Source organism: Streptomyces sp. NPDC000983 (genome assembly GCF_040299205.1).
Classification (GTDB): domain Bacteria; phylum Actinomycetota; class Actinomycetes; order Streptomycetales; family Streptomycetaceae; genus Streptomyces.
In genome coordinates this window covers 187,751-213,863 of the sequence record NZ_JBEPBM010000003.1, presented here as the reverse complement: position 1 = coordinate 213,863, position 26,113 = coordinate 187,751, and the positions used below count along the sequence as shown (strand labels likewise).

Here is a 26,113-nt window from a genome sequence, read left to right as displayed (position 1 = left end):
CATTTGACTTAGACATTGTCCATTGTAGGATCGAGACCGGATTTGGCCGAGGGGCAGGAACAGCAGGGAATGGCGCAGGAGGCAGACGTGACGCAGGGACCGCTCACTACGGAGGCCGGGGCACCGGTCGCCGACAACCAGAACAGTGAGACCGCGGGCGTCGGCGGCCCCGTGCTCGTGCAGGACCAGCTCCTGCTGGAGAAGCTCGCCCACTTCAACAGGGAGCGCATCCCGGAGCGCGTGGTGCACGCCCGCGGCGCCGGCGCGTACGGCACCTTCACGGTGACCGCCGACGTCACGCGCTACACCCGGGCCGCGTTCCTCTCCGAGGTCGGCAAGGAGACCGAGACCTTCCTGCGCTTCTCCACCGTCGCGGGCAACCTGGGCGCGGCCGACGCCGTGCGCGACCCGCGCGGCTGGGCGCTGAAGTTCTACACCGAGGAGGGCAACTACGACCTCGTCGGCAACAACACCCCGGTGTTCTTCATCAAGGACGCCATCAAGTTCCCCGACTTCATCCACACCCAGAAGCGCGACCCGTACACGGGCTCGACCGAGGCGGACAACGTCTGGGACTTCTGGAGCCTGAGTCCCGAGTCCACCCACCAGGTGACCTGGCTCTTCGGCGACCGGGGCATCCCCGCCTCGTACCGTCACATGAACGGCTACGGCTCGCACACCTACCAGTGGAACAACGAGGCCGGCGAAGTCTTCTGGGTCAAGTACCACTTCAAGACCGACCAGGGGATCAAGAACCTCACCCAGGGGGAGGCCAACCGGATCGCCGGTGAGGACCCCGACTCCCACCAGCGCGACCTGCGGCAGGCCATCGAGCGCGGCGAGTTCCCGAGCTGGACCGTGCAGGTGCAGATCATGCCGGCGGCGGACGCGGCGACGTACCGCTTCAACCCGTTCGACCTCACCAAGGTGTGGCCGCACGAGGACTACCCGCCGATGGAGATCGGCCGGCTGGAGCTGAACCGCAACCCGCGGAACGTCTTCGCCGAGGTCGAGCAGAGCATCTTCAGCCCCGCCCACTTCGTGCCCGGCATCGGCCCCTCGCCGGACAAGATGCTCCAGGGCCGCCTCTTCGCCTACGGCGACGCCCACCGCTACCGCGTCGGCATCAACGCCGACCACCTGCCGGTGAACCGCCCGCACGCCACCGAGGCGCGCACCAACTCCCGCGACGGCCTCCTCTACGACGGCCGCCACGGCGGAGCGAGGAACTACGAGCCGAACAGCTTCGGCGGCCCGGCGCAGACCGGCCGCCCGCTGTGGCAGCCCTTCGACGGCTTCGGCGGCGGCACCGGCAACCACCCGGCGCCGGTGCACGCCGAGGACGACGACTTCGTGCAGGCGGGCAACCTCTACCGCCTGATGGACGAGGACGAGAAGGGGCGTCTGATCGAGAACCTGGCCGGCTTCATCGCCCAGGTCTCGCGCGAGGACGTCGTCGAGCGGGCGGTCGGCAACTTCCGCGCCGCGGACGACGACTTCGGCAAGCGGCTGGAGGCCGCGGTTCAGGCCCTGCGCGGCTGACACACCCACCAGCACTGGATCGCTTGCCGAAGCGGGCCGGACCCCCGAGGGATCGGGGTCCGGCCCGTTCGCGTACCCGGCTCAGGCCGGGATCTGCTGCCGCTGGGGAACCCAGCAGCGGATGATGTCGCGGACCGAGACGATGCCGACGGGCTCGTCCCGGCCGAGGACGATCAGATGACGAAAGCCGCCGTGCGCCATCGCGTGGGCGGCCTCGTCCAGCGTCCAGGACGGCGCCGCGAACACGACGTCCGTGGTGGTGTGGGCGTGGGCGTGCTCCGCGTCCGGGTCCTGGCCCAGGCCGACGGAGTTGAGGATGTCGCGCTCGGTGAGGATGCCGATGCCGCCGGCGTCGGGGTCGAGGACGACGGCCGCGCCCACCCGGCGGGCGGACATCAGCGCGGCGGCCTGGCGAAGGGTGTGGGTGGGGCCGATGGTGAGGACCACGGTGCTCATGGCGTCACGGACGAGCATGGATGCAGCCACCTCCTGAGGGGGGTACCCGCGCTTGTTCGTTGTTTCACAAGTTCACAAGGGCGGGGGTTCTCAGAGTGGCAGGCAAAGGAAGGGTCAACAAGAGGGCGCGTGAGGCTCAGTAGCGCGCGTTGAGGTGATCCAGGAGCTCGTCGTGGAGCAGACCGTTGGAGGCGGCCGCGTTGCCGCTGTGCGGGCCCGGACGGCCGTCCAGACCGGTGAAGGTCCCGCCGGCCTCCGTCACGATGATCGCGTTGGCCGCCATGTCCCACAGGGAGAGCTCGGGCTCGGCACAGATGTCCACGGCGCCCTCGGCCACCAGCATGTACGGCCAGAAGTCGCCGTACGCGCGCGTGCGCCAGACCCCGCGGGTCAGGTCCAGGAAGCCGTGCAGCCGGCCCTGCTCCTCCCAGCCGCTGAGCGAGGAGTAGGCGAAGGAGGCGTCGGCGAGCTTCGCGACCTGCGAGACCCGCAGCCGGGACGCGGAGGAGAGGCTGCGCCCGGTGAAGGCGCCGTGCCCCTTCGCGGCCCACCAGCGGCGGCCGAGCGCCGGGGCGGAGACCAGGCCGACGACGGGCTGGTAGCCGCCCTCCCCGGCCTCCATCAGCGAGATCAGGGTGGCCCAGACGGGGACGCCCCGGACGTAGTTCTTCGTGCCGTCGATGGGGTCGATCACCCAGCGCCGAGGGCCGGTGCCCTCGATGCCGTACTCCTCGCCGAGCACCGCGTCACGCGGGCGGGCGCGCTGGAGCTGGCCGCGGATCAGCTCTTCCGCCGCCCGGTCCGCCTCACTGACCGGGGTCATGTCCGGCTTGGTCTCGACCTTCAGATCGAGGGCCTTGAAACGGTCCATGGTGGCCGCGTCCGCGGCGTCCGCGAGGACGTGGGCGAGACGGAGGTCGTCGAGGTAGTCCGGCATATGACGAACGGTATCCGCAGGGGGCCGGACGGGGCCAGACGGTCCCGGGGGGTGAGAAACCGACGGGCGGGCCGACGGACTGGGGTCCTGTGGGGTGAGTAACCGACGGCGTGTCGAAGGGCGGGCGGTCCGGCCCGCACCGGCGCGCAGCCGGAACGCGCCCCCACCACCCCCCGGCCCCCTTGACAGTGCTGCCTCGCGCGTCAAATCTGGGCGCAGAGCCGGGGGTCTGGGAGGCGACGATGCCTGCAGCACGGGAATCTCTGCTGGATGCCGCGTACACGGCGCTCGCGCGCCGGTCCTGGTCGGCGGTGCGGATGGTGGACGTCGCCGCGGCGGCCGGGGTGTCACGGCAGACGCTCTACAACGAGTTCGGGAGCAAGGAAGGGCTCGCCAGGGCGCTGGTACGGCGCGAGGCCGACGCGTATCTGGTGGGAGTGGAACGGGCGCTCGGCACCCACTGCGACGCCCGCGAACGGCTCGCCGCCACCGCCGAGTGGACCACCGCCGCCGCCCGCGACAACGCGCTCGTCCGCGCCATGCTCACCGGCTGCTGGAGCGACCGCCTGCCGGCGCCCGTCCTGTCGCCCGTCCCGTCCTCCTCGGTCGTCCCGGCCCAGCGCCGCGCGGACGGACCGCTGCCCTCGCCCGCCGACCTGGTGTGCGTCGTCCGTGACCGGGCGGTGGCGGCCCTCGCCGCACCGGGCGCCGGCCGGGCGGAGAGCCTGGAACTCGCCCGCTCCTGCGAACTCGTCGTCCGGATCGCGCTGTCGTGCGTCTCGGCCCCGCCCGCCGACGGCGGCGTGGGCGACCTCGTACGGGGCTTGCTGTACCGGCAGTTACCGGTCTGACGGCTCCCGGGACGGATCCCCCGGGCAAGGACCCTCGGCCGGGATCCCTCGCGCGGGACCGCTCGGTGCGGGACCGCTCAGTGCGCGGAGCCCGACAGCTGGAGGCCGACGACGCCGACGATCACCAGGCTGATGGAGACGATCTTGAGTGTGGAGACGATGTCGCCCAGGAAGATCATTCCGTAGATCGCGGTGCCGGCCGCGCCGATGCCGGTCCACACCGCGTACGCCGGACCGACGTCGAGTTTCCGCAGGGCCAGCGTCAGCAGACCGAAGCTGCCGAGCGCGAAGACGCAGAACGCGATCGTCGGCCAGAGCCGGGTGAACCCGTGCGACAGTTTCAGACAGACCGCGAAGCCGGTTTCGAGCATCCCCGCCACGATGACCAGCAGCCACGCCATGTGCTGTCCTCCCGTATCCCCACGTACTGTGACCGCTCGTCAGGCTCTGATCGGACTCGGTTCCGGCTCGGTGCGATTATGCCCTTACCGGACTCGGGCGGGGACAAACAACGCGGAGGTCAGTCGCCTTCCTTGCGCTCCCTCGTCGACAGCAGCCGGCGCAACGAGTACAGCCGCGCGGGGTCCGCGTGACCCTCCGCCACCCAGTCGTCGAGCGCGCAGTCCTGCTCGTCGTGACTGCACGCACGCGGACAGCCCTCGGTCCCCGCCTCCAGGTCCGGGAAGGCGTGGATCACCCGCGAGGGGTCGACGTGGGCCAGCCCGAACGACCGCACGCCCGGGGTGTCCACCACCCAGCCCTCCGCGCCGTCGAGCGGGAGCGCCAGCGCCGAGGTCGTCGTGTGCCGGCCGCGTCCCGTCACCGCGTTCACATGACCGGTCAGCCGCCGCCGCTCCACCGGTACCAGCGCGTTGACCAGGGTCGTCTTGCCGACACCGGAGTGGCCGACGAACGCGGTCACCCGGCCGTCCAGTTCGACGCGCACCCGGTCCGCCGCGTCGCCGCTCTCCAGCTCGGCCCGGCTGGTCACGACGTAGGGGATGTCCAGGTCGCCGTAGAGCTCCAGGATCTTGTCGGGCGGCGCCAGATCCGACTTGGTCAGCACCAGCAGCGGCTCCAGACCGCCGGCGTACGCCGCCACCAGGCAGCGGTCGATCAGCCGCGGCCGGGGCTCGGGGTCGGCCAGTGCGGTGACGATGGCGAGCTGGTCGGCGTTGGCCACGACCACCCGCTCGTAGGGATCGTCGTCGTCGGCCGTGCGGCGCAGGACCGAACTGCGCTCCTCGATGCGGACGATCCGCGCGAGGGTGTCCTTCTTGCCCGACATGTCGCCGACCAGGGCGACCCGGTCGCCCACCACCGCGGCCTTGCGGCCCAGTTCGCGTGCCTTCATCGCCAGCACCACCCGGTCCTCGACCAGGCAGGTCAGCCGGCCCCGGTCCACGGTGAGGACCAGGCCCTCGGCCGCGTCCTCGTGCTTGGGTCGGATGTTGGTGCGCGGCCGGTTGCCCTTGCGGTTGGGGCGGCTGCGGATGTCGTCCTCGTCGGTGTGCTTGCCGTAACGGCGCATGATCCCGGTCCGCCCGTCAGTTCCCGAGCATCCCGGTCCACAATTCGGGGAAGTCCGGCAGGGTCTTCGCCGTCGTCGCGACGTTCTCGATCTGCACGCCCTCGACGGCGAGGCCGATGATCGCTCCGGCGGTGGCCATACGGTGGTCCTCGTAGGTGTGGAAGATGCCGCCGTGCAGGCGGCGCGGGCGGATGTGCAGGCCGTCGGCGGTCTCGGAGACATCGCCGCCCAACTCGTTGATCTCCTTGGTGAGCGCGGCCAGCCGGTCCGTCTCGTGCAGCCGCAGATGCGCCACCCCGCGCAGGGTGGACGGGGAGTCCGCGAGCGCGGCGACCGCCGCGATGCCGGGGGTCAGCTCGCCGACGTCGCCCAGGTCCACGTCGATGCCGTGGACGGCGCCCGAGCCGGTGAACTCAAGGCCGTACTCGGTCAGTTCGCAGGAGCCGCCCATCTCGGTGAAGATCTCGCGCAGCCGGTCGCCGGGCTGCGTGGTGCGCGACGGCCAGTCGGGGATCAGCACCTTGCCGCCGGTGACCAGCGCGGCCGCCAGGAACGGCTGCGCGTTGGACAGGTCCGGCTCGATCGTCAGGTCACGGCCGAGCAGCGCACCCGGCTTGACCCGCCAGACGTTCGGCTCGCCCCCCGACTCGGGGGTGTCCACCTGGGCGCCGACCGCGCGCAGCATGTCCACCGTCATCCGGATGTGCGGCATCGACGGCAGCCGGGAGCCGGTGTGCCGGACCTCGACACCCTGGTTGAAGCGCGGCCCGGACAGCAGCAGCGCCGAGACGAACTGCGAGGAGGAGGAGGCGTCGATCTCGACCGGGCCGCCGTCCAGGGCGCCCCCGCCGTGCACGGTCAGCGGCAGCGCGCCCCGCCCGTCGTCGTCGATCCGGGCACCGAGGACGCGCAGCGCGTCGATCACCCCGTGCAGCGGCCGCTCGTACGACCGGGGGTCGCCGTCGAACCGGATCGGACCGTCGGCCAGCGCGGCGACCGGCGGCAGGAAGCGCATCACCGTGCCGGCGTTGCCGACGTCGACCGTGGCGGGGCCGCGCAGCCCCGTGGGCAGGACCCGCCAGGCCTCGCCGGAGTGGTCCGGGCCGCCCACGACGGCGGAGCTGGACGACACCGTCTCCTCGATCTCGACGCCCATGGCGCGCAGGGCGCCCGCCATCAGCAGGGTGTCGCGGGAACGGAGCGGGCGGCGCAGCCAGCCGGGCTCGCTGGCGAGGGCCGCCAGCACGAGGGCGCGGTTCGTGACCGACTTGGACCCGGGCACGTGGACGGTCGCTTCGACGGCACCGCGGGCGTGAGGGGCGGGCCAGAGGGCGTTCGGTGCGTGGTTCGGGGCCATGGCTCCACTCTATAAGGAGGCGGTTGCCCGGGCGCCGCGCCGTTGTGGCTGGTCCGGCCCGCGCGCGGAGTCACCCGCCGCCACCGCCCCGCGCCCCTCACGACACCCTTCCGCCGGAGCGCTCACCGCTCCAGCAGCCACCGCCCGCCGCCTATCAGGGAACACAGCGACACCGCGTGGAACAGGAAGAGCCACAGGCCCGCCGGCACATGCGTCAGCCGCGACAACTGGTCCGCGTCCGAGTCCCCGGCGCCGCCGCGGCGCCGCTTCGCCTGCAGCTCGAAGGCCGGACGCACCCCGCCCAGCAGCAGGAACCACACCACCGCGTAGGCGAACGCGGCCTGCACCTGGGGCCCCGCGAGCCACGACACCAGCACGAACGTGCCGCCGGTCAGCACGACCGTCAGCGCGCCGTAGGCGTTCCGGATCATCACCAGCACGGCCAGCAGCAGCGCGGTGGCCAGCCACAGCAGCAGGGTGATGCGGTCCGCGCCGAGCAGGGCCGCGCCGCCGAGCCCCAGCAGCGGGGGAGCGGTGTAGCCCGCCGCCGCCGTGAGGATCATGCCGATTCCGTGCGGCTTCCCCCGGCTCACCGTGAGCCCGCTGGTGTCGGAGTGCAGCCGTATCCCGGTCAGCGTGCGGCCGGTGAGCAGTGCGACCAGGCCGTGACCGCCCTCGTGGGCGATGGTGATCGCGTTGCGGGAGACCCGCCACACACCGGGCGGGACGACCACCGCCAGCGCGGCGACCAGGGTCGCGATCACCACCCACAGGTCCGGCGTGGACTGGGTGCCGGCCAGTTCGTCCCAGAGAGAGGTCGCAGTGCTGGTGTCCATCGGTCCGGTCGTTCCCTCTCCTCGTACGGACTCGGCAGTGTGACACGGTTGGATGTGTGGACGGCATGTCAACGGCCAGGACGCCGGGAACGTCCCCGGACACCCCGGATGCGGCGGTGAGTTCGGGCCGAGAGCGGCTTTTCGCGTCCCCGCATGAGCCGTACGGGTGAAATGTAAGGTGGTGAAGATGTGCGGACGGTACGCGTCGAGTCGTAGGCCCGAGGACCTGGCCGGGATCTTCGAGATCGAGAAGTGGGAGCCGGAGGAGACCCTGGAGCCCGACTACAACGTCGCGCCCACCAAGGAGGTCTACGCCGTCCTCGACCGCCCGCTCAAGGACACCGGCGACAAGCGGCCGGTCCGCCAGCTGCGCAGGCTCAAGTGGGGACTCGTCCCGTCCTGGTCCAAGACCCCCGAGGGCGGCGCCCGCATGATCAACGCGCGTGCCGAGACGGTCCACGAGAAGCCGTCCTACCGCCGCGCCTTCACCTCCCGCCGCTGCATCATCCCCGCCGACGGCTACTACGAGTGGGTCACCGGCACGCAGGAGCGGGACCTGGAGGTCGAGGGGAAGAAGAAGCGCCCGCGCAAGCAGCCGTACTTCGTGCTCCCCGCCGACGGCTCGGTCTTCGCGATGGCCGGGCTCTACGAGTTCTGGCGGGACCGGACCCTGCCCGACGACCATCCGCTGGCCTGGTGGGTGACCTGCTCCGTGATCACGACCGAGGCGGAGACCACCCCGCTCGCCGTGGCCCCCGCGGACGGGCCGCACACGCTCGCCGAGATCCACCCCCGGATGCCGCTGATGCTCACCCCGGACCGCTGGGACGCCTGGCTCGACCCCGCCCGCACCGACCCCGACGGACTGCGCGAGCTGCTCGCCGCGCCGCCCGCCGGGCTGATGCGCGCGTACCCCGTCGCCACCGCGGTCAGCAACGTCCGCAACAACGGGCCGGACTTGCTGAAGGAGCTGGAGGGGCCCGAGGAGGGCACACTCTTCTGATGTGACGAACGAGGCTGCTGTGACGAACGAGGCCGCTGCGCAGCATCAGGCCGCTGCGCAGCATCAGGCCGCTGCGAAGAACCAGGCCGCTGTGACCGATCAGGCCGCTGCCGAGAACCCGGCCGCTGCGAAGAACCCGGCCGCCCGGACCGGCACGCCCGCCGTGACGACCGAGACCGTCGCCACCGACGCGGGAGACGCCCGGATCACCTGGCATCCGGCGCGGAAGAAGGCCCGGCTCGTGCTCGCGGTGAGCCACGGCGCCGGCGGCGGCATCGAGGCGCGCGATCTCAGGGCGCTCGCTCAGGTCCTGCCGGGCCACGGCGTCACCGTCGCCCTCGTGGAGCAGCCCTGGCGGGTCGCCGGCAAGAAGGTCGCCCCGGCGCCGAAGACCCTGGACACCGGCTGGCGCGGCCTGTGGCCGGCCCTCGCCGCCCCAGGCCTGCCGGTGATCTCCGGCGGCCGCAGCGCGGGCGCCCGGGTGGCCTGCCGCACCGCCACCGAACTCGGCGCGCACGCCGTCCTCGCCCTGAGCTTCCCGCTCCACCCGCCCGGCCGGCCCGAGCGGTCCCGCGCCGCGGAACTGCTCGGCGCCGGGGTGCCCACCCTCGTCGTACAGGGCGGCAACGACCCGTTCGGCCGCCCCGCGGAGTTCCCCGAGGGGCCGTACGAGATGGTCGAGGTGCCCTTCGGCGACCACGGCCTCGCCGTGCCCAAGCGGGCCGGTGTCACCCAGGAGCAGGCCGTGGCCCTCGTGACCGACGCGGTCGTGCGGTGGACCGCCGCGCGCGGGTAAAGGTTGGGGAATGTTGCGGCCCCGGTCTCTGTTGTGGCGGACAGAAGTGCTGAACGACCAGCACCTGTTCGTCCGAGGAGAGGAAGTCCGCCGCATGGGTTCGACCATCTGCCCGAGCCGCAGCAGCCGTGCCGACCTGGACTGGACGGTGCTGCACGCGGGCAAGACCGCTCCTATTCGAGCGGCGGCCGGGCCGGAGGTTCGTCTATCCTCCGATTCTGGCGACACCGGCTTCGGTGCTGCCCGGAATTCTGAGGAGGTGGGTCCGGTCACCGGTACCGACGCAGGGACCGACAACGGCCAGGCGGAGCGGCCCGAGGGCCAGGGCGCGAGCGGGGACACGCCGGCGGAGACCACCGCCGAACGCAGCGCGCGCTTCGAGCGGGACGCGCTGGAATTCCTCGACCAGATGTACTCGGCGGCCCTGCGCATGACGCGCAACCCGGCCGACGCCGAGGACCTGGTGCAGGAGACGTACGCCAAGGCGTACGCGTCCTTCCACCAGTTCCGCGAGGGCACCAACCTCAAGGCCTGGCTGTACCGCATCCTCACCAACACCTTCATCAACTCGTACCGCAAGAAGCAGCGTGAACCCCAGCGCTCCGCGGCCGAGGAGATCGAGGACTGGCAGCTCGCCCGCGCCGAGTCGCACATGTCGACCGGTCTGCGCTCCGCGGAGTCGCAGGCGCTCGACCACCTGCCCGACTCGGACGTGAAGGAAGCCCTCCAGGCGATCCCCGAGGAATTCCGCATCGCCGTCTATCTCGCGGACGTCGAGGGCTTTGCGTACAAGGAGATCGCGGACATCATGGGGACACCCATCGGTACGGTGATGTCCCGGCTGCACCGGGGCCGCCGTCAACTGCGCGGCATGCTGGAGGACTACGCCCGTGAGCGCGGGCTGGTCCCGGCGGGCGCCGGAGAGTCGAACGAAGCGAAAGGCTCGGGCTCATGAGCTGCGGAGAGCCGCACGAGACGGACTGCAGTGAGGTACTCGACCATCTCTACGAGTTCCTCGACAGTGAGATGCCGGACGTCGATCGCGACAAGTTCAAGCAGCACTTCAGCGAGTGCTCGCCGTGCCTGGAGAAGTACGGGCTCGAAGAGGCCGTGAAGAAGCTGGTCAAGCGCTGCTGCGGGCACGACGACGTGCCCTCCGACCTGCGTTCCAAGGTCATGGGACGGCTCGACCTGATCCGCTCCGGGCAGGCGGTCCCCGACCACGACGTGACCGCGACGGCCCAGGAGTCCTGAACTCCAGCGGGGGTGCTGCGACTCCGGAGTGCTGCAAGTCCAGCGGGAGTCCTGCAACTCCACCAGGAGTCCTGAACTCCCGCCCCGGGAACGCGCAGTCGTCACTCGAACGTGCTAATCAGCGGGTGATACGCCCGCACCCTCCCCCTGGCCGTCCTAGGCTCCCGACCTGGACAGGCATGGTCAGGGGAGGGGCACATGGAGGGGATTCCCGCGCGGGCGCGCGTGTACGTGGCCTGCGCCGCCCTCGGCGCCCTGCTCTGTCTGCTGCCGCTGCCGGCCCCGCGCACCCCCTGGTGGGCCCTCGCCCTCCTGGCCGCGCTGTACGCCGGCTGCGAGCAGATCGCCCGCCGCCGCTTCGCCGGCACCTTCTACCCGGTGCTCCTCGCCGGCGCCTTCCTGCTGCCCCCGCCCGCCGCCGCCCTGGTGGCGATCCCGGGGGCACTGCTCTCCCGGGGCGAGCCCGTCCGGCGGATCTGGCGGGCCGCGCAACTGGCGCTCGCCGTCTGGGCCGCCGCCCGGGTGCACGGGGCGCTCGGCGGGCGGGACGCGGTCGCCGCCTCCGACTCCCCCTACGCCCTGCTGCCCGCCGGGGCCGCGGTCCTGGCGTTCTGCCTGGCGCTGACCCTGCTCGACGGAGGCATCCTCGCGCTCGCCGAGCGGGTGCCGGTCCGCCGGGCCTGGCGGGGGCTGTTCCTGCGCTCGCTCGCCCCGGTCGCCGTGCACGGCCTGGCCGGACTGATGATGGCCGTGCTCTGGCGCAGCCCCTACGGACCGGTCGCCGCGCTCTTCGTGCTGCTGCCCATGGGCGTCTCCTGGTGGGTGTTCGCGCAGTACCACCGCGAGCGGGCGGCCCACCGGGCGACCATCCGGGCCCTGGTGCAGGCCGTCGACATCAAGGACGGCTACACCCGCGGGCACAGCGAGCGCGTCGGACAGGCCTCGATGATGATCGCCCGGGAACTGGGCATGGACGCCGAACGCGTGGAACTGCTGCGGTTCGCCGGGATCCTGCACGACGTCGGCAAGCTCGGGGTGCCCACCCGGCTGCTGCGCAAGGACGGCCCCCTCACCCCCGAGGAACGACGCGTCATCGAACTCCACCCGGAGTACGGGCACGAGATGGTGCGCGGCATCTCCTTCCTCGGCGAGGCCAGGGCCGCCGTACTCCATCACCATGAGCGGCTGGACGGGAGCGGATACCCGTACGGGCTCGTCGGCGGGCAGATCCCCGAACCGGCCCGGGTCGTCGCGGTCGCCGACGCCTTCGACGCGATGACGTCCACCCGCTCCTACCGGCGGGCCCGGCCGGTCGACGCCGCCCTGGCCGAACTCCGGCGCTGTGCCGGGACGCAGTTCGATCCGCGGATGGTGACCGCGCTGGCGCGGGTGATCGGCAGGTCCGGCTGGTGTCCGGAGGTCACCGCGGGAGAGGGGCGCGTTCCGCCGCCCGGGGCGCCGGCCGCCGACCGGCCGGGGGCCCGGCGATGAGCCCGGCGCGGCCCGCCCGGATCCTCGTCAGCGTCCACACCTCGGCCGCCCTGCTCGCCGTCGGCTGTCTCCTCGGCACCCTTTGGAACGGACTGGAGGAACGTCCCGTCGCCCTCGCGTTCGGGCTGCTGATCACCGTCGGCGAACTCACCCGGTGGACCGGACCCCAGGTCCGTGAGCCGGCCCCGCTCGCGGCCGCCGGGGCCCTCGCGTACGCCCTGCTCGGCGAGGACGCGGGCACGCCCACCCACCACGGCATGGCCCAGGCCGTCACCATCGTGCTCACCGCGATCCTCCTCGGCTGCGTCCCGCACATCGCCCGCGGCCGCGGCCCCGACCCCGGGCAACTGGCCCGGCGCCTGCTCACCGTCGGATTCGCCGCCGTCTGCTTCCAACCGCTCTACAACCGGGGCCTGTTCGAGCAGTGGAGCGGCGCCGCCTACGCGCTGCTGCTGGCGGCGCTGCTCGCGCTGACCGCCCTGTGCGACGCCGTGCTCGCCGCCGCCCTCGCCCGCTCCCGGACCGGCTGGCCGTTCGGCCCGCTCCTCCGCGACGAACTGCGGGGCCTGCTCGGCATCGGCTCGGCCGTCGGCGCGACCGGGGCGGTGATGGCGCTGGCGGTGGCCGTGGCCGGACTGTGGGCCCTGCCCGTCTTCTGCGTTCCGCTCCTGCTGACCCAGCTCGCCTTCCGCCGCTACGCCGCCGTCCGCGCCACCTACCGGCAGACCATCGCCTCCCTGGCCCGCGCCACCGAGGTCGCCGGGTACACCCCGGCCGGTCACGCCCGCCGGGTCGCCGCGCTCAGCGTCGCCGTCGGCCGGGACCTGGGCCTGTCCGGGGCCGAACTCACCGTGCTGGAGTACGCCGCCCTCATGCACGACATCGGACAGCTCAGCCTCGTCGACCCCGTCCCGGCCGGCGCCACCGCCCCGCTGCCCGCCGCCGAACAGCGCCGGATCGCCCTGCTGGGCGGCGCCGTCGTCCGCCAGACCGGGGTGGACGCCTCGGTCGCCGTGGTCGTCGAGCGGCAGGCCGACCCGTGCCGCGAGCAGCCGGCGGCCGCACGGATCGTCCGGACCGTCAACGCCTACGAGGAGAAGGCGTACGGCGCGGGCGCGGACGGGCCGCTGAAGGCGCTGGAGGAACTGCGGCTGGCGACCGCCGACGAGCATGACCCGGAGGTCGTCGAGGCACTCGCCCGGGTGCTCAGGATCAGCGGCGCCGGGACCGGGGCGACCCCGGGCGCGCGGCTGCGGGGCGGCGTGGGGCAGGGTGGTGCCGGGTGACCGGCCGCGGGCGGTCTGACCTTGGGGCAGGCGGGGTAACCCATGGGTAATGAGCGCCTCTCCAGCGGTACGTGGTTGGATGCGAAGGGAGAGGGTCTCCGAGAGGCTGTCCGGGGGCACAGCCGGCCCACTCCACGGAACTGGCAGGCGGGAATCGTGAGGATCTTCGGCAAGGGACGGCACCGGCCCTCCGCCTCCTGGCGGCAGGCCACCGATCGCGCGTTCACGCTGATCGGCGACGGTCGGTACGAAGACGCGGGCGCGCTGCTCACACGCGCGGCCGATCTGGAGCCCTGGCTCTCCGAGTCCTGGTTCAACCTCGCCCTGCTGCACAAGTTCCGGCACGACTGGGAGCAGGCCCGGGCCGCCGGACTGCGGGCCGTGGCACTCCTCGACCGGGAGACCGGCGCCCCCGACTGGTGGAACGTCGGCATCGCGGCCACCGCCCTTCAGGACTGGCCGCTGGCCCGGCGGGCCTGGCAGGCATACGGGCTGCGGGTGCCGGGCGGAGCCACCGACTCCGGTGAGCCCACCGGCATGGAGCTCGGCAGCGCCGCCGTACGGCTCTCCCCGGAGGGGGAGGCCGAGGTGGTGTGGGGGCGGCGGCTGGACCCCGCGCGCATCGAGGTGCTGTCGATCCCGCTGCCCTCCTCCGGACGGCGCTGGGGCGAGGTCGTCCTGCACGACGGGGTGCCGCACGGCGAGCGGACCACCGCGGCCGGCCACGCCTACCCGGTCTTCGACGAGATCGAGCTGTGGGCGCCCTCGCCGGTGCCGACCTGGGTGGTGCTGCTGGAGGCGGCGACCGAGGCCGACCGGGACGCGCTGGAACAGCTCGCCGCGGACGCCGGGTACGCCGCCGAGGACTGGTCGTCCTCGGTGCGGCTGCTGTGCCGGACCTGTTCCGAGTCCCGGATGCCCTCGGACGAGGGGGACGGCGAGCACCTCGATCCGCACGACCACAGCGAGCCGGGACACCCGGGGCCGCTCGGCCACCGGACGGACGGGCAGCTGTGGGTGCCGGAGCGCGAGTGCGGGGTGGCCGCGCCGGCCTCCCTGGTGCGGGGGCTGCTCGACGGGTGGGTCGCCGACAGCCCGGACTCGCGCGACTGGCGGGATCTCGAAGAGGTGTGCTGACCTCCGGGCCCGTCCCGGTCGCATCGACCGGTTCCCCGCGCCGCTGACGCGGACGTCACCGTAGTCTGTATCAGCAGCAACCCCAGGTTTTCAGGAAGGCATACGTCGGCATGGCGCAGCAGGACACCGATCAGCAGCACGCGGGCGTGCTCCCCGTGGACGACGAGGGCTTCGTCGTCGACACCGAGGAGACCGAGGAGCGCGAGAACGCCTGGCGCGAGCGGGGTACCTCGCGGCCCATCACCGTCGTCGGGAACCCGGTCCTCCACAAGGAGTGCAGGGACGTCACCGAGTTCGGGCCCGAACTGGACCAGCTGGTCGCGGACATGTTCGCCTCGCAGCGCACCGCCGAGGGCGTGGGCCTGGCCGCCAACCAGATCGGCGTCGACCTGAAGGTCTTCGTCTACGACTGCCAGGACGACCAGGGCGAGCGGCACGTCGGCGTCATCTGCAACCCCAGGCTCGTCGACCTGCCCGCCGAGCGGCGCAGCCTGGACGACAGCAACGAGGGGTGCCTGTCGGTGCCGACCGCGTACGCGCCGCTGGCCCGGCCCGACTACGCCGAGGTCACCGGCCAGGACGAGAAGGGCAACCCGGTCAAGGTGCGTGGCACCGGCTACTTCGCGCGCTGTTTGCAGCACGAGACCGATCACCTGTACGGGTACCTGTACATCGACCGGCTCTCCAAGCGGGAGCGCAAGGACGCGTTGCGGCAGATGGCCGAGAACGAGCCCCGCTACCCGGTCGTCGCGAACGACTGACACCCCACAAGTCCCCCTCGTACGGCGTCTGTTCGGCAACCCCTCGCGGAACAGGCGCCGTTCGTCCGTGCGTTGCACGTTCGATCCCGTGTGTGGTTCTCCTCATCCATATTCAGTCACACAAGGGGAGATTCGCGGCATCGTGGGGTAGTGAATGAAGCAAATCCGTTCCCAGATCGGTCAGTTGTAGTGCTGAATGGGAAGTGCGGGGATACGCAACGGCGCACGCCCGGCTCGGCGGGAGGGCGTGCGCAACTGGCGGCTGAGAGGGGTTTGTTCGTGCACGCTTTCTCACACAGCACCACATCGACGCCGACGGCGGTCGCGGTCCCACCATCGCTCTCACTCCCGGTGATCGAGGCGCGGTTTACCAGGCAACTCCATCCGTATTGGCCCAGGCTTCAGGAGAAGACCCGCGCCTGGCTGCTGGAAAAACGGCTCATGCCGGCGGACAAGGTGGAGGAATATGCCGACGGCCTTTGCTACACCGACCTCATGGCGGGGTACTACCTGGGCGCCCCCGAGGGTGTCCTCCAGGCGATTGCGGACTACAGCGCGTGGTTCTTCGTCTGGGACGACCGCCACGACCGGGACATCGTGCACCGCCGCCCGGCCGCCTGGCGGCGGCTGAGGTTCCGGTTGCATCGCGCACTGGACGCGCCCCAGGAGCATCTGCACCACGAGGATCCGCTGGTCGCCGCGTTCGCGGACAGTGTGGCCCGGCTGTACTCGTTCCTGCCGGCGACCTGGAACGCCCGCTTCGCCCGGCACTTCCACGCGGTGATCGAGGCGTACGACCGGGAATTCCACAACCGCACGGACGGAATCATCCCCACCGTCGAGGAGTATCTCGCACTGCGCCGCCTCACCTTCGCCCACTGGATCTGGACGGATCTGCTGGAGGCGAGCGCCGGGCGTGAACTCCCGGACTCCGTGCGGAAACACCCCGCGTATCGGCGGGCGGCACTGCTGAGCCAGGAATTCGCCGCCTGGTACAACGATCTCTGCTCGCTGCCCAAGGAAATAGCGGGTGACGAGGTGCACAATCTCGGAATCAGTCTCATCAAGCATCACGGGCTGACGCTCGAGGAATCGGTGGCGGAAGTCAGGCGGCGCGTCGAGGAATGCATATCCGAATTCCTGGTCGCCGAGCGGGCCGCTCTCCGATTCGCCGACGAACTCGCCGACGGCACCCTGCGCGGAAAAGAACTGAGTGCCGCGGTGCGGGCCTGTGTCGGCAATATGCGGAACTGGTTCAGCACCGTCTACTGGTTCCACCACGAGTCCGGCCGATACATGGTCGACAGTTGGGACGACCGGTCCACACCCCCATACGTCGACAACGAAGCGGCAGGTGAGAAATGACCGTCGAGTCTGTGAAGCCCGAAACGCAGATATATGCGGAATCCGAGCTGCGGGAACCACCGCTCGTCGGCGGCGGCCTGCCCCTGCTCGGGCACGGCTGGCGGCTGGCGCGGGACCCCCTCGCCTACATGGCGGGGCTGCGCGAGCACGGCGACGTCGTCCGGCTGAAGCTGGGCCCCAAGACCCTGTACGCGGTCACCACTCCGGAGCTGACCGGCGCCCTGGCGCTGAGCCCCGACTTCAAGATCGGCGGGCCGCTCTGGGAGTCCCTCGAAGGCCTGCTCGGCAAGGAGGGCGTGGCCACCGCGAACGGCCCCCGGCACCGGCGTCAGCGGCGGACCATCCAGCCGGCGTTCCGGCTCGACGCCATCCCCGCGTACGGCCCGATCATCGAGGAGGAGGCGCACGCGCTCACCGAGCGCTGGCGGGCCGGCGGGACCGTCGACTGCACCTCGGAGTCGTTCCGGGTGGCCGTCCGGATCGCGGCGCGCTGTCTGCTGCGCGGGCAGTACATGGACGAGCGAGCCGAGCGGCTGTGTGTGGCGCTCGCGACCGTGTTCCGCGGTATGTACCGGCGCATGGTGATACCCGCCGGGCCGCTCTACCGGCTGCCCCTCCCGGCCAACCTCAAATTCAACCGGGCGCTGGCCGATTTGCATCTGCTGGTCGATGAGATCGTCGCCGAACGACGGGCATCTGGTCAAAAGCCGGACGATTTGCTGACGGCATTGCTGGAGGCGAAGGACGACAATGGGGAGCCCATCGGGGAACAGGAGATCCACGACCAGGTCGTCGCGATACTCACCCCGGGAAGCGAAACCGTCGCGTCCACGATCATGTCGCTGCTCCAAGTGCTCTCGGAACACCCGGAGCACGCCGACCGGGTGGCGGCGGAGGCCGAATCCGTCACCGGCGGACGTCCCGTCGCATTCGAGGACGTCCGTAAGCTGCGGCACACGAACAATGTCGTGATCGAGGCCCTGCGTTTGCGTCCCGCCGTCTGGATATTGACGCGCCGGGCGCTCACCGACACGGAGCTGGGCGGGTATCGCATTCCGGCGGACGCCGACATCGTGTACAGCCCGTACGCGATCCAGCGGGACCCGGAGTCGTACGCGGACAACCTTCGGTTCGACCCCGACCGGTGGCTTCCGGAACGCGCGAAGGATGTACCGAAATACGCCATGACCCCCTTCAGTGTGGGCAACCGGAAGTGCCCGAGCGACCACTTCTCCATGGCGCAGCTGACGATCGTCACGGCGGCGCTGGCGTCGAAGTACCGCTTCGAGCAGGTGTCCGGATCCGATGCCTCCACCCGGGTCGGGATCACGCTCCGGCCGAACGACCTGAGGCTCAGGGCGGTACCCCGGTGACGGCTCAGGCCGCCTCGGGGCCCCGGAACGTGCGCCGGTAGGCGTTCGGGGTGGTGCCCAGCGCCCGCATGAACTGATGGCGCAGCGCGGCCGCGGTGCCGAATCCGGTACGGCCCGCGACCGTGTCCACCGTCTCGTCCGTCGTCTCCAGCAACTGCTGGGCCAGCAGCACCCGTTGGCGCAGGATCCAGCGGTAGGGGGTGGTGCCGGTCTCCTGCTGGAAGCGGCGGGCGAAGGTGCGCGGTGACATGTGCGCCAGCTCGGCGAGCTGCTCGACGGTGACCTCCTCGTCGAGATGCCGTTCCATCCAGTTCAGGACGTCTCCGACCGTGTCGCACTGGGAGCGGGGCAGCGGGCGGTCGACGTACTGCGCCTGGCCGCCGTCCCGGTGCGGGGGGACGACCATGCGCCGGGCGATGGCGTTGGCGACCTCCACGCCCTGCTCCTTGCGCACGAGGTGCAGGCAGGCGTCGATCCCGGCGGCGGTGCCGGCCGAAGTGATCACCGGGTCCGCGTCGACGTACAGCACGTCGGGTTCGACGGCCGCGCGGGGGTAGCGCCGGGCGAGTTCGTCCGCCTGGCGCCAGTGCGCCGCGCAGCGGCGGCCGTCCAGCAGTCCGGCCGCGCCGAGCACGAACACGCCGGAGCAGACGCTGAGCACCCGGGCCCCGCGGGCGACGGCCCGGACCAGCGAGTCGAGCAGCTCGGGCGGGTACTCCCGGCCCATGTAGTCGCTGCCGGCCGGCAGGGCGATCAGGTCGGCCTCCTCCAGCCGCTCCAGCCCGTGCGGGGTGGAGACCGTGAACCCGGCGACATGCGTGTTCAGTTCGGGGCCCTCCGCCGAGACGACCGCGAAGTCGTACGTGGGCAGGCCCTGGTCGCTGCGGTCGAGTCCGAAGATCTCGCAGACGACGCCGAGTTCGAAGGGGTGCACACCGTCGAGGAGGACGGCGGCCACGTTCTTCAGCATGGGGCCAGTCTGCCATGATGCTGGCAGTAATTCGATGCTGTGCGGCAGTCCTGCCACTGTCAGGAGTGTCCGCAGAGGACGACGATTACCTCATGGACGCAATCATCGGATTCATCGCCGCAGTCGTTCTCTTCTCCCTGCTGGCCGCGCCGGCGCTCGTGGGCCTGGTCCACGAACGCCGGATCGACCGTCAGCTACGGGCGGCCCGCCCCGCTCAGAAGTCCTCGTCCAGGTCGACGGTCCCCTCGACCGCGACCTGGTACGCCGAGGGCCGCCGCTCGAAGAAGTTGGTCAGCTCCTGAACCCCCTGCAACTCCATGAAGGAGAACGGGTTCTCCGAGCCGTAGACGGGGGCGAAGCCGAGCCGCGTCAGACGCTGGTCGGCGACGCACTCCAGGTACTGCCGCATCGACTCGGTGTTCATGCCGGGCAGTCCGTCGCCGCACAGGTCGCGCGCGAACTGCAGCTCGGCCTCGACCGCCTCCCGCATCATGTCGGTGACCTCCTGCCGGAGCAGGTCGTCGAAGAGCTCCGGCTCCTCCTTGCGGACCGTGTCGACGACCTCGAAGGCGAAGCTCATGTGCATCGTCTCGTCGCGGAACACCCAGTTGGTGCCGGTGGCCAGACCGTGCAGCAGGCCCCGGCTGCGGAACCAGTAGACGTAGGCGAAGGCGCCGTAGAAGAACAGGCCCTCGATGCACGCGGCGAAGCAGATCAGGTTGAGCAGGAAGCGGCGGCGGTCGGCCCGCGACGTCAACTGGTCCAGCTTCTCGACCTCGTTGATCCACTTGAAGCAGAACTCGGCCTTCTCGCGGATGGAGGGGATGTTCTCCACCGCCGCGAAGGCGGCCGTGCGGTCCTCCGGGTCGGGGAGGTAGGTGTCCAGCAGCGTCAGATAGAACTGGACGTGCACCGCCTCCTCGAACAGCTGCCGGCTCAGATACAGCCGCGCCTCGGGGGAGTTGATGTGCTTGTACAGCGTCAGCACCAGGTTGTTGGCGACGATCGAGTCACCCGTGGCGAAGAACGCCACCAGCCGGCCGATCAGGTGCTGCTCCATGGCGGACAGCTTCGCGAGGTCGGCGACGTCCGAGTGGAGGTCGACCTCCTCCACGGTCCAGGTGTTCTTGATCGCGTCCCGGTAGCGCTCGTAGAAGTCCGGGTAGCGCATGGGGCGCAGCGTCAGCTCGAAGCCGGGGTCGAGCAGGTTCTTGTGCTGGCTGGACATTACTGGCAGGCCTCGCAGGACTCGGGGTTCTCAAGGGAGCAGGCGACCGCCTCGGGGTCGGCGGCCTGCTGCACGGGCAGGGTGGCCTGCGCGGCGCGGGCGATCCTCGTCGCCGGGCGCGAGCGCAGGTAGTACGTCGTCTTCAGCCCGGACTTCCAGGCGTAGGCGTACATCGAGGAGAGCTTGCCGATGGTCGGCGTCTCCAGGAACAGGTTCAGGGACTGGGACTGGTCCAGGAACGGGGTCCGGGCTGCGGCCATGTCGATCAGACCGCGCTGCGGGATCTCCCACGCCGTGCGGTACAGCCGCCGCACCTCGTCGGGGATCCACGCGAACTCCTGTACGGAGCCGTTGGAGTCGCGCAGCGCCTCCCGGGTGCGGGCGTCCCACACCCCGAGGTCCTTGAGGTCCCGCACCAGGTAGGAGTTGACCTGGAGGAACTCGCCCGACAGCGTCTCGCGCTTGAACAGGTTGGACACCTGCGGCTCGATGCACTCGTAGACGCCGGCGATGGAGGCGATGGTCGCGGTGGGCGCGATGGCCAGCAGCAGGGAGTTGCGCATGCCGACCGCGGCGACCCGCTCGCGCAGCGCCGCCCAGCGCTCGGGCCAGGTGAGTTCGGCGTCGTAGTGGTCGGGGTGCAGCACGCCCTGCGCGGTGCGGGTCCTGTCCCAGGCCGGGAGCGGGCCGTTGCGCTCGGCGAGGTCGGCGGAGGCCTCGTAGGCGGCGAGCATCACGCGCTCGGCGATCCGGGTGGACAGCGCCCTGGCCTCGGGCGAGTCGAACGGCAGCCGCAGCTGGAAGAAGACGTCCTGCAGACCCATCGCGCCCAGGCCCACCGGACGCCACTTGGCGTTGGAGCGGCCCGCCTGCTCGGTCGGGTAGAAGTTGATGTCGACGACCCGGTCGAGGAAGGTCACCGCGGTGCGGACGGTGGCGTCCAGGCGCTCCCAGTCCAGGTCGCCGGCGGCCCGGTCGACGAACGCGCCGAGGTTGACCGACCCCAGGTTGCAGACCGCCGTCTCGCCGTCGTCGGTGACCTCCAGGATCTCCGTGCAGAGGTTCGAGGAGTGCACGACATGGCCCGGCAGGGCGGTCTGGTTGGCGGTGCGGTTGGCGGCGTCCTTGAAGGTCATCCAGCCGTTGCCGGTCTGCGCCAGGGTCCGCATCATCCGGCCGTACAGGTCGCGGGCCGGGAGGGTCCGGCGGGCGAGGCCGGCGGCCTCGGCCTTGCGGTAGGCGGCGTCGAACTCCTCGCCCCACAGGTCGACCAGTTCGGGCACGTCCGCGGGGGAGAACAGCGACCACTCCTGGTCGGCGTCGACCCGGCGCATGAACTCGTCCGGGATCCAGTGCGCGAGGTTCAGGTTGTGGGTACGGCGGGCGTCCTCGCCGGTGTTGTCCCGCAGCTCCAGGAACTCCTCGATGTCGGAGTGCCAGGTCTCCAGGTAGACCGCGGCCGCTCCCTTGCGCCGGCCGCCCTGGTTCACGGCGGCGACCGAGGCGTCGAGGGTCTTGAGGAACGGCACGATGCCGTTGGAGTGGCCGTTGGTGCCGCGGATGAGCGAACCGCGCGAACGGATGCGGGAGTAGGCGAGGCCGATGCCGCCGGCGTGCTTGGAGAGGCGGGCGACCTGGTGGTAGCGGTCGTAGATGGAGTCCAGCTCGTCCAGCGGGGAGTCCAGCAGGTAGCAGGACGACATCTGGGGGTGCCGGGTGCCGGAGTTGAACAGGGTGGGGGAGGAGGGCAGGTAGTCCAGGCGGCTCATCAGGCGGTAGAGCGCTGCGACCTCGTCGAGGGAGCGGACGGAGTCGTCCTCGGCGAGACCGGCGGCGACCCGGAGCATGAAGTGCTGGGGCGTCTCCACGACCCGGCGGGTGATGGGGTGGCGCAGCAGGTACCGGCTGTGCAGGGTGCGCAGTCCGAAGTAGCCGAAGCGGTCGTCGGCCCCGGTGTCGATCAGCGCGTCCAGGCGGGCGCCGTGGATCCGCACGAACTCGGCGGTCCGGTCGGCGATGAGCCCCTCCCGGTGCCCGACGGCGACGGACCCGGTGAAGGAGGTGACGCCCTGCGAGGCGGCCTCGGCGGCGACGGAGAGGGTGAGCAGCCGGGCGGCGAGCCTGCTGTACGCCGGGTCCTCGGAGATGAGGCCGGCCGCGGCCTCCGTGGCCAGTTCGCGCAGCTCCGCCTCGTCGGCCCGGGCCGAACGGCCGCGCAGCGCCGCGGCGGCGACCCGGCCGGGGTCGGCGTCGGGGAGGTCGGCGGTCAGCTCGGTCAGGGTCCGCAGCAGCGCGGTACCGGGACCGTCGGTCTGAACCAGGTCGGCTGAAGCCGGATCGGCTGGCGCGATGGTCACGTGGGGCTCTCCCTCGCTCGGCACAGGGCTCTGCGGAGGGCAGGGGGCGGCTCACGAGCGCACGGGGCGTCGCGTCCACCGGCCCATTCCACGAGGCCCGGACGTCGAAAGCGCACCGGCCGGATGGCCGGGCGCGCTGTCGGCAGGTCCTCGGACTGACTCCTGTGCAGGTCTGTTCGGGGAACGGACATGCACAGGTACACCGTTGCGGGACAGTTCCGGATTCACACCGGATTCCCCTGCGGCGGCAGCGAGCACGAGCATACATCTTGTGCCGGGGCGCGGTGGTACCCCCAGATGTTGTGTCGCCCTGGCTTCAGAGCGTCAACTGACAGATGAGGAGAGTGAACCCGCGATGCTCCGGCACGGGGTTCCGGTTGGGGCACGGGGCACGGGGCACGGGGCGTGGGGCGTGGGGCGTGGGTACGGCGACGGGCCGCCGCCGTACGGCGCGTGGGTACGTACGACGACGGGCCGCCGCACAGCGCGTGCTGTCCGGCGGCCCGTCGTGGCGGCAACGCTCAGTGCAGCGGGGCCAGGTCCTTCTGCACACCCGGGTCGCCCGCGTCCGCGGTGTAGTCCCCGGGGCTCGTCTCGTCGACGCCCTCCGGGGCCTTCGCCGCCCGCAGCACGAAGGTCAGGACCACCGTGACGGCCAGGTTGAGCACGAAGGCCGTGAGCCCGATGTACCCGATCTCGCCGATGCCGGGGATCTCCTTCGAGGAGCCGCCGAAGTGGGCCTGCGTGGGCGAGGCCACGCCGTACGCCGCCACCGTGCCGTAGAGCATGCCGACCGCCCAGCCGCCCAGCAGCGCCCAGCGGTGGAACCAGCGGGTGAACAGGCCGCCCACCAGGGCCGGGAAGGTCTGCAGGATCCAGATGCCGCCCAGCAGCTGGAAGTTGATGGCGACCGTCTTGTCCATCGTCAGCACGAAGACCAGGGCGCCCACCTTCACCAGCAGCGACACGATCTTGGAGACCTTGGTCTCCTGCGCCGGCGTGGCGTCGGGCTTGAGGAAGTCCTTGTAGATGTTGCGGGTGAAGAGGTTGGCGGCCGCGATCGACATGATCGCCGCTGGCACCAGCGCGCCGATGCCGATCGCCGCGAAGGCCACGCCCGCGAACCAGGCCGGGAACATGTTCTCGAACAGCTGCGGGATCGCCAGTTGGCCGTTGTCCACCTTCACCCCGGCCGCGATCGCCATGAACCCCAGCAGCGCCAGCAGGCCCAGCATCAGGGAGTACAGCGGCAGGATGGTGGTGTTGCGGCGGATCACGTCACGGCTCCGGGACGACAGCGTCGCCGTGATCGAGTGCGGGTACATGAACAGCGCCAGTGCCGAGCCGAGCGCCAGGGTGGCGTAGGTCCACTGGCCCGCCTCCGGCGGGACCAGACCGCCGGTGCCGGTGCTGGTGAACTTCTCGCCCGCCTTGGCGAAGATCTCGTCGAAGCCGCCCAGCTTGATCGGGATGTAGATGATCGCCACCGCGATGACCAGGTAGATCAGGGTGTCCTTGACGAAGGCGATCAGGGCGGGCGCGCGCAGCCCGGAGGAGTAGGTGTACGCCGCCAGCACGCCGAAGGCGATCAGCAGCGGCAGGTCCTTGACGAACCAGTTGGTGTCCTCCCCGCCGCCGACACCCATCACGTCCAGCACCGCCTGGATGCCGACGAGCTGGAGGGCGATGTACGGCATCGTGGCGAGGATGCCGGTCAGTGCGACGGCCAGCGACAGGCCCTTGGAGCCGAAGCGTCCGCGCACGAAGTCCGAGGTCGTCACGTATCCGTGCCGGTGCGACACCGACCACAGCCGGGGCAGGAAGGTGAAGATCAGCGGGTAGACGAGGATCGTGTACGGCACCGCGAAGAAGCCGGCCGCGCCCGCCGCGTAGATCGCCGCCGGGACGGCCACGAAGGTGTAGGCCGTGTACAGGTCGCCGCCGAGCAGGAACCAGGTGACCCAGGTGCCGAACGACCGCCCGCCCAGGCCCCATTCGTCGAGGCTGTGCTCGTTCTCGGCCTTGCGCCAGCGAGCGGCGAGGAAGCCCATCACCGTCACGGCCAGGAAGAAGAGGATGAAGACGGCGAGTGCCACGCCGTTCACGCCGTCGTTCATTCGGCACCGCCCTTCGCCGAGGCGGAGTCCGAGTTCGGGGTCGGGGCCGAGGTCGAAGCCGCCGTCGTGCGGGCGCGGGCGCGGGCGCGCTGGTCACGCTGCCACAGCTGGTAGGCGACCATCGTCAGCGCGGTCGACAGCAGCACCCAGGCCATCTGGTACCAGTAGAAGAACGGGATGCCGATGAACTCCGGGTCGGCCTTCGCGTACGAGCCCACCCACAACATCGCCACGAACGGCGCGAAAAGGCAGAGGCCGATGATGACGCGCACGGGCGTCACCACCGGCTCTCCACTGACCTCTGGGGCCTCTGACATCTGACGGCTCCGTCCCCTCGCAGATCACCTGGGTAACGCGCAGGCAATCTAGGTCACGCCGTCATGCAAACGGAACCCCTCGTCCCTATAACGGATCGGACACGACGGGTCGGAAGCCCTGGCGCCGATCCCCCAAGTCCTCCGGACAGCCCTAGTCCTGAGGGCGCTTCAGGCGGGCGACGAACTTGTAGCGGTCGCCGCGGTACACCGAGCGCACCCACTCCACCGGCAGTCCGTCCCGGTCCAGCGAGTGACGGGAGAGCATCAGCATCGGCAGGCCCACGTCGGTGCCGAGCAGTCCGGCCTCGCGGGGTGTGGCCAGCGAGGTCTCGATGGTCTCCTCGGCCTCGGCGAGATGGACGTCGTAGACCTCGGCCAGTGCCGTGTAGAGAGAGGTGTACTTGACCAGCGAGCGGCGCAGCGCCGGGAAACGCTTGGCGCTCAGGTGGGTGGTCTCGATCGCCATCGGCTCGCCGTTGGCCATGCGCAGCCGCTCGATGCGCAGCACCCGGCCGCCGGCGGTGATGTCGAGCAGCTCGGCGAGGCGGTCGTCGGCCGTGATGTACCCGATGTCCAGCAGCTGGGAGGTCGGTTCGAGACCCTGGGCCCGCATGTCCTCCGTGTACGAGGTCAGTTGCAGCGCCTGGGAGACCTTGGGCTTGGCGACGAAGGTGCCCTTGCCCTGGATCCGCTCCAGCCGGCCCTCGACGACGAGTTCCTGGAGGGCCTGGCGCACCGTGGTGCGGGAGGTGTCGAACTCCGCGGCCAGGGTGCGCTCGGGCGGGACCGGGGTGCCCGGTGCCTGTGTCTCCGTCATGTCGAGCAGGTGCTTCTTCAAGCGGTAGTACTTAGGCACGCGCGCGGTACGGACGGTGGCCCCACCCTCGTGCTCCGCACTGCTGACGTCGGTGCTCATGCTCTGCCTTCCCGGCTCCGGATGCGGCTCACATCGTGGCACGGCAGCGTACCGGGATGGCCCCGTACGCTCCGTGATCCCCTCTGTATACCTCCGCCCGTCGCTTTTGGTCTAGTCCATCGGGTCAAGTGGTCTACCGGAAGCATGCGCTCCTCGGCCGGTGTTTTCGCTGCCTTGTTACTTAAAGGTTCCTTCATATGTAGGTCCCATAACGGCTGGTCAGAGCCGATTC

At 70.9% G+C, this 26,113-nt stretch carries 24 protein-coding genes and 1 riboswitch; of the genes, 12 read left to right on the top strand and 12 right to left on the bottom strand.

Annotated features, from left to right (window positions below; translation table 11 throughout):
- Nucleotides 1–69: 69 nt before the first annotated feature.
- Nucleotides 70–1,542 (top strand): catalase, encoded by a 1,473-nt coding sequence (locus tag ABT296_RS05010; RefSeq protein ID WP_351923292.1) that lies wholly within the window; start codon nucleotides 70–72, stop codon nucleotides 1,540–1,542.
- 81 nt (nucleotides 1,543–1,623) lie between these two features.
- Here ABT296_RS05010 and ABT296_RS05005 read toward each other — a convergent pair whose 3' ends face one another.
- Complete coding sequence (locus tag ABT296_RS05005; RefSeq protein ID WP_351923290.1) at nucleotides 1,624–2,016, bottom strand: CBS domain-containing protein; 393 nt, start codon at nucleotides 2,014–2,016, stop codon at nucleotides 1,624–1,626.
- Between the two features lie 118 nt (nucleotides 2,017–2,134).
- The gene (gene hisN, locus ABT296_RS05000; RefSeq protein ID WP_351923288.1) at nucleotides 2,135–2,935 is read right to left on the bottom strand and encodes a histidinol-phosphatase; all 801 of its coding nucleotides are present in this window, start codon (nucleotides 2,933–2,935) and stop codon (nucleotides 2,135–2,137) included.
- 242 nt (nucleotides 2,936–3,177) lie between these two features.
- On the opposite strand from hisN, the gene ABT296_RS04995 reads away from it, so the two are divergent.
- The gene (locus tag ABT296_RS04995; RefSeq protein ID WP_351923285.1) at nucleotides 3,178–3,786 is read left to right on the top strand and encodes a TetR/AcrR family transcriptional regulator; all 609 of its coding nucleotides are present in this window, start codon (nucleotides 3,178–3,180) and stop codon (nucleotides 3,784–3,786) included.
- Between the two features lie 77 nt (nucleotides 3,787–3,863).
- Here the strand turns inward: ABT296_RS04995 and ABT296_RS04990 are convergent, their stop codons facing one another.
- From ABT296_RS04990 to ABT296_RS04975, 4 genes are all read right to left on the bottom strand, one after another.
- Nucleotides 3,864–4,187 (bottom strand): DMT family transporter, encoded by a 324-nt coding sequence (locus ABT296_RS04990; RefSeq protein WP_351923283.1) that lies wholly within the window; start codon nucleotides 4,185–4,187, stop codon nucleotides 3,864–3,866.
- A 119-nt stretch (nucleotides 4,188–4,306) separates the two neighbouring features.
- Nucleotides 4,307–5,317 carry a ribosome small subunit-dependent GTPase A gene (gene rsgA / locus ABT296_RS04985; RefSeq protein ID WP_351923281.1) on the bottom strand — a complete coding sequence of 337 codons (1,011 nt, stop codon included), beginning with the start codon at nucleotides 5,315–5,317 and terminating at the stop codon, nucleotides 4,307–4,309.
- 16 nt (nucleotides 5,318–5,333) lie between these two features.
- Nucleotides 5,334–6,674, bottom strand: coding sequence for a 3-phosphoshikimate 1-carboxyvinyltransferase (gene aroA / locus ABT296_RS04980; RefSeq protein ID WP_351923279.1), 1,341 nt, complete (start codon nucleotides 6,672–6,674; stop codon nucleotides 5,334–5,336).
- Between the two features lie 122 nt (nucleotides 6,675–6,796).
- A complete protein-coding gene (locus tag ABT296_RS04975) occupies nucleotides 6,797–7,510 on the bottom strand; it encodes a M50 family metallopeptidase (protein ID WP_351923277.1) in 714 nt (237 codons plus the stop codon).
- A gap of 187 nt (nucleotides 7,511–7,697) precedes the next feature.
- Here ABT296_RS04975 and ABT296_RS04970 point away from each other — a divergent pair, with 187 nt between their 5' ends.
- The 10 genes from ABT296_RS04970 to ABT296_RS04925 all read left to right on the top strand — a co-directional run bounded on the left by ABT296_RS04970 (nucleotide 7,698) and on the right by ABT296_RS04925 (nucleotide 17,976).
- On the top strand, nucleotides 7,698–8,513 hold the full coding sequence (locus ABT296_RS04970; RefSeq protein WP_351923275.1) for an SOS response-associated peptidase: 816 nt from the start codon (nucleotides 7,698–7,700) through the stop codon (nucleotides 8,511–8,513).
- 163 nt (nucleotides 8,514–8,676) lie between these two features.
- On the top strand, nucleotides 8,677–9,309 hold the full coding sequence (locus ABT296_RS04965) for an alpha/beta hydrolase family protein (RefSeq protein WP_351923573.1): 633 nt from the start codon (nucleotides 8,677–8,679) through the stop codon (nucleotides 9,307–9,309).
- Nucleotides 9,310–9,403: 94 nt separating this feature from the next.
- A complete protein-coding gene (locus tag ABT296_RS04960; RefSeq protein ID WP_453165029.1) occupies nucleotides 9,404–10,264 on the top strand; it encodes a sigma-70 family RNA polymerase sigma factor in 861 nt (286 codons plus the stop codon).
- Complete coding sequence (gene rsrA / locus ABT296_RS04955; protein ID WP_351923273.1) at nucleotides 10,261–10,563, top strand: mycothiol system anti-sigma-R factor; 303 nt, start codon at nucleotides 10,261–10,263, stop codon at nucleotides 10,561–10,563. The genes ABT296_RS04960 and rsrA overlap by 4 nt, the downstream gene beginning before the upstream one ends.
- 198 nt (nucleotides 10,564–10,761) lie before the next feature.
- Nucleotides 10,762–12,054 carry an HD-GYP domain-containing protein gene (locus tag ABT296_RS04950; protein ID WP_351923271.1) on the top strand — a complete coding sequence of 431 codons (1,293 nt, stop codon included), beginning with the start codon at nucleotides 10,762–10,764 and terminating at the stop codon, nucleotides 12,052–12,054.
- Nucleotides 12,051–13,340, top strand: coding sequence for an HD-GYP domain-containing protein (locus tag ABT296_RS04945; RefSeq protein ID WP_351923269.1), 1,290 nt, complete (start codon nucleotides 12,051–12,053; stop codon nucleotides 13,338–13,340). The genes ABT296_RS04950 and ABT296_RS04945 overlap by 4 nt, the downstream gene beginning before the upstream one ends.
- A gap of 156 nt (nucleotides 13,341–13,496) precedes the next feature.
- Nucleotides 13,497–14,477 carry a tetratricopeptide repeat protein gene (locus ABT296_RS04940; RefSeq protein WP_351923267.1) on the top strand — a complete coding sequence of 327 codons (981 nt, stop codon included), beginning with the start codon at nucleotides 13,497–13,499 and terminating at the stop codon, nucleotides 14,475–14,477.
- A 110-nt stretch (nucleotides 14,478–14,587) separates the two neighbouring features.
- Entirely contained in the window at nucleotides 14,588–15,238 is a 651-nt protein-coding gene (def, locus tag ABT296_RS04935) for a peptide deformylase (RefSeq protein WP_351923265.1), read from the top strand.
- A gap of 279 nt (nucleotides 15,239–15,517) precedes the next feature.
- Nucleotides 15,518–16,603, top strand: coding sequence for an epi-isozizaene synthase (gene cyc1 / locus ABT296_RS04930; RefSeq protein ID WP_351923263.1), 1,086 nt, complete (start codon nucleotides 15,518–15,520; stop codon nucleotides 16,601–16,603).
- On the top strand, nucleotides 16,600–17,976 hold the full coding sequence (locus ABT296_RS04925; RefSeq protein ID WP_351923261.1) for a bifunctional albaflavenone monooxygenase/terpene synthase: 1,377 nt from the start codon (nucleotides 16,600–16,602) through the stop codon (nucleotides 17,974–17,976). Before cyc1 ends, ABT296_RS04925 begins: the two co-directional genes overlap by 4 nt.
- Nucleotides 17,977–17,980: 4 nt before the next feature.
- Here ABT296_RS04925 and ABT296_RS04920 read toward each other — a convergent pair whose 3' ends face one another.
- The 6 genes from ABT296_RS04920 to ABT296_RS04895 form a co-directional block, all read right to left on the bottom strand.
- Entirely contained in the window at nucleotides 17,981–18,946 is a 966-nt protein-coding gene (locus ABT296_RS04920; RefSeq protein ID WP_351923259.1) for a helix-turn-helix domain-containing protein, read from the bottom strand.
- 214 nt (nucleotides 18,947–19,160) lie between these two features.
- Nucleotides 19,161–20,174, bottom strand: coding sequence for a ribonucleotide-diphosphate reductase subunit beta (locus ABT296_RS04915; RefSeq protein WP_351923257.1), 1,014 nt, complete (start codon nucleotides 20,172–20,174; stop codon nucleotides 19,161–19,163).
- The gene (locus ABT296_RS04910; RefSeq protein ID WP_351923254.1) at nucleotides 20,174–22,531 is read right to left on the bottom strand and encodes a ribonucleoside-diphosphate reductase subunit alpha; all 2,358 of its coding nucleotides are present in this window, start codon (nucleotides 22,529–22,531) and stop codon (nucleotides 20,174–20,176) included. The genes ABT296_RS04915 and ABT296_RS04910 overlap by 1 nt, the downstream gene beginning before the upstream one ends.
- 124 nt (nucleotides 22,532–22,655) lie before the next feature.
- A riboswitch (cobalamin riboswitch) is annotated at nucleotides 22,656–22,795 on the bottom strand.
- Nucleotides 22,796–23,052: 257 nt separating this feature from the next.
- A complete protein-coding gene (gene mctP / locus ABT296_RS04905; protein WP_351923252.1) occupies nucleotides 23,053–24,648 on the bottom strand; it encodes a monocarboxylate uptake permease MctP in 1,596 nt (531 codons plus the stop codon).
- Nucleotides 24,645–24,965 carry a DUF3311 domain-containing protein gene (locus ABT296_RS04900; protein WP_351923250.1) on the bottom strand — a complete coding sequence of 107 codons (321 nt, stop codon included), beginning with the start codon at nucleotides 24,963–24,965 and terminating at the stop codon, nucleotides 24,645–24,647. The genes mctP and ABT296_RS04900 overlap by 4 nt, the downstream gene beginning before the upstream one ends.
- A 151-nt stretch (nucleotides 24,966–25,116) precedes the next feature.
- Nucleotides 25,117–25,881 (bottom strand): GntR family transcriptional regulator, encoded by a 765-nt coding sequence (locus ABT296_RS04895; protein ID WP_351923248.1) that lies wholly within the window; start codon nucleotides 25,879–25,881, stop codon nucleotides 25,117–25,119.
- Between the last annotated feature and the right edge of the window lie 232 nt (nucleotides 25,882–26,113).

What these genes read in the sequence shown, in the direction of transcription:
- ABT296_RS04925 (WP_351923261.1), top strand. Translation starts at nt 16,600, where the DNA reads ATGACCGTCGAGTCTGTGAAGCCCGAAACGCAGATATATGCGGAATCC.
- def (WP_351923265.1), top strand. Translation starts at nt 14,588, where the DNA reads ATGGCGCAGCAGGACACCGATCAGCAGCACGCGGGCGTGCTCCCCGTG.
- ABT296_RS05005 (WP_351923290.1), bottom strand. Translation starts at nt 2,016, where the DNA reads ATGCTCGTCCGTGACGCCATGAGCACCGTGGTCCTCACCATCGGCCCC.
- ABT296_RS04920 (WP_351923259.1), bottom strand. Translation starts at nt 18,946, where the DNA reads ATGCTGAAGAACGTGGCCGCCGTCCTCCTCGACGGTGTGCACCCCTTC.
- rsgA (WP_351923281.1), bottom strand. Translation starts at nt 5,317, where the DNA reads ATGCGCCGTTACGGCAAGCACACCGACGAGGACGACATCCGCAGCCGC.
- ABT296_RS04960 (WP_453165029.1), top strand. Translation starts at nt 9,404, where the DNA reads ATGGGTTCGACCATCTGCCCGAGCCGCAGCAGCCGTGCCGACCTGGAC.
- ABT296_RS04900 (WP_351923250.1), bottom strand. Translation starts at nt 24,965, where the DNA reads ATGTCAGAGGCCCCAGAGGTCAGTGGAGAGCCGGTGGTGACGCCCGTG.
- ABT296_RS05010 (WP_351923292.1), top strand. Translation starts at nt 70, where the DNA reads ATGGCGCAGGAGGCAGACGTGACGCAGGGACCGCTCACTACGGAGGCC.
- ABT296_RS04995 (WP_351923285.1), top strand. Translation starts at nt 3,178, where the DNA reads ATGCCTGCAGCACGGGAATCTCTGCTGGATGCCGCGTACACGGCGCTC.
- aroA (WP_351923279.1), bottom strand. Translation starts at nt 6,674, where the DNA reads ATGGCCCCGAACCACGCACCGAACGCCCTCTGGCCCGCCCCTCACGCC.
- ABT296_RS04945 (WP_351923269.1), top strand. Translation starts at nt 12,051, where the DNA reads ATGAGCCCGGCGCGGCCCGCCCGGATCCTCGTCAGCGTCCACACCTCG.
- ABT296_RS04895 (WP_351923248.1), bottom strand. Translation starts at nt 25,881, where the DNA reads ATGAGCACCGACGTCAGCAGTGCGGAGCACGAGGGTGGGGCCACCGTC.
- ABT296_RS04950 (WP_351923271.1), top strand. Translation starts at nt 10,762, where the DNA reads ATGGAGGGGATTCCCGCGCGGGCGCGCGTGTACGTGGCCTGCGCCGCC.
- mctP (WP_351923252.1), bottom strand. Translation starts at nt 24,648, where the DNA reads ATGAACGACGGCGTGAACGGCGTGGCACTCGCCGTCTTCATCCTCTTC.
- ABT296_RS04975 (WP_351923277.1), bottom strand. Translation starts at nt 7,510, where the DNA reads ATGGACACCAGCACTGCGACCTCTCTCTGGGACGAACTGGCCGGCACC.
- rsrA (WP_351923273.1), top strand. Translation starts at nt 10,261, where the DNA reads ATGAGCTGCGGAGAGCCGCACGAGACGGACTGCAGTGAGGTACTCGAC.
- ABT296_RS04970 (WP_351923275.1), top strand. Translation starts at nt 7,698, where the DNA reads ATGTGCGGACGGTACGCGTCGAGTCGTAGGCCCGAGGACCTGGCCGGG.
- ABT296_RS04990 (WP_351923283.1), bottom strand. Translation starts at nt 4,187, where the DNA reads ATGGCGTGGCTGCTGGTCATCGTGGCGGGGATGCTCGAAACCGGCTTC.
- ABT296_RS04915 (WP_351923257.1), bottom strand. Translation starts at nt 20,174, where the DNA reads ATGTCCAGCCAGCACAAGAACCTGCTCGACCCCGGCTTCGAGCTGACG.
- hisN (WP_351923288.1), bottom strand. Translation starts at nt 2,935, where the DNA reads ATGCCGGACTACCTCGACGACCTCCGTCTCGCCCACGTCCTCGCGGAC.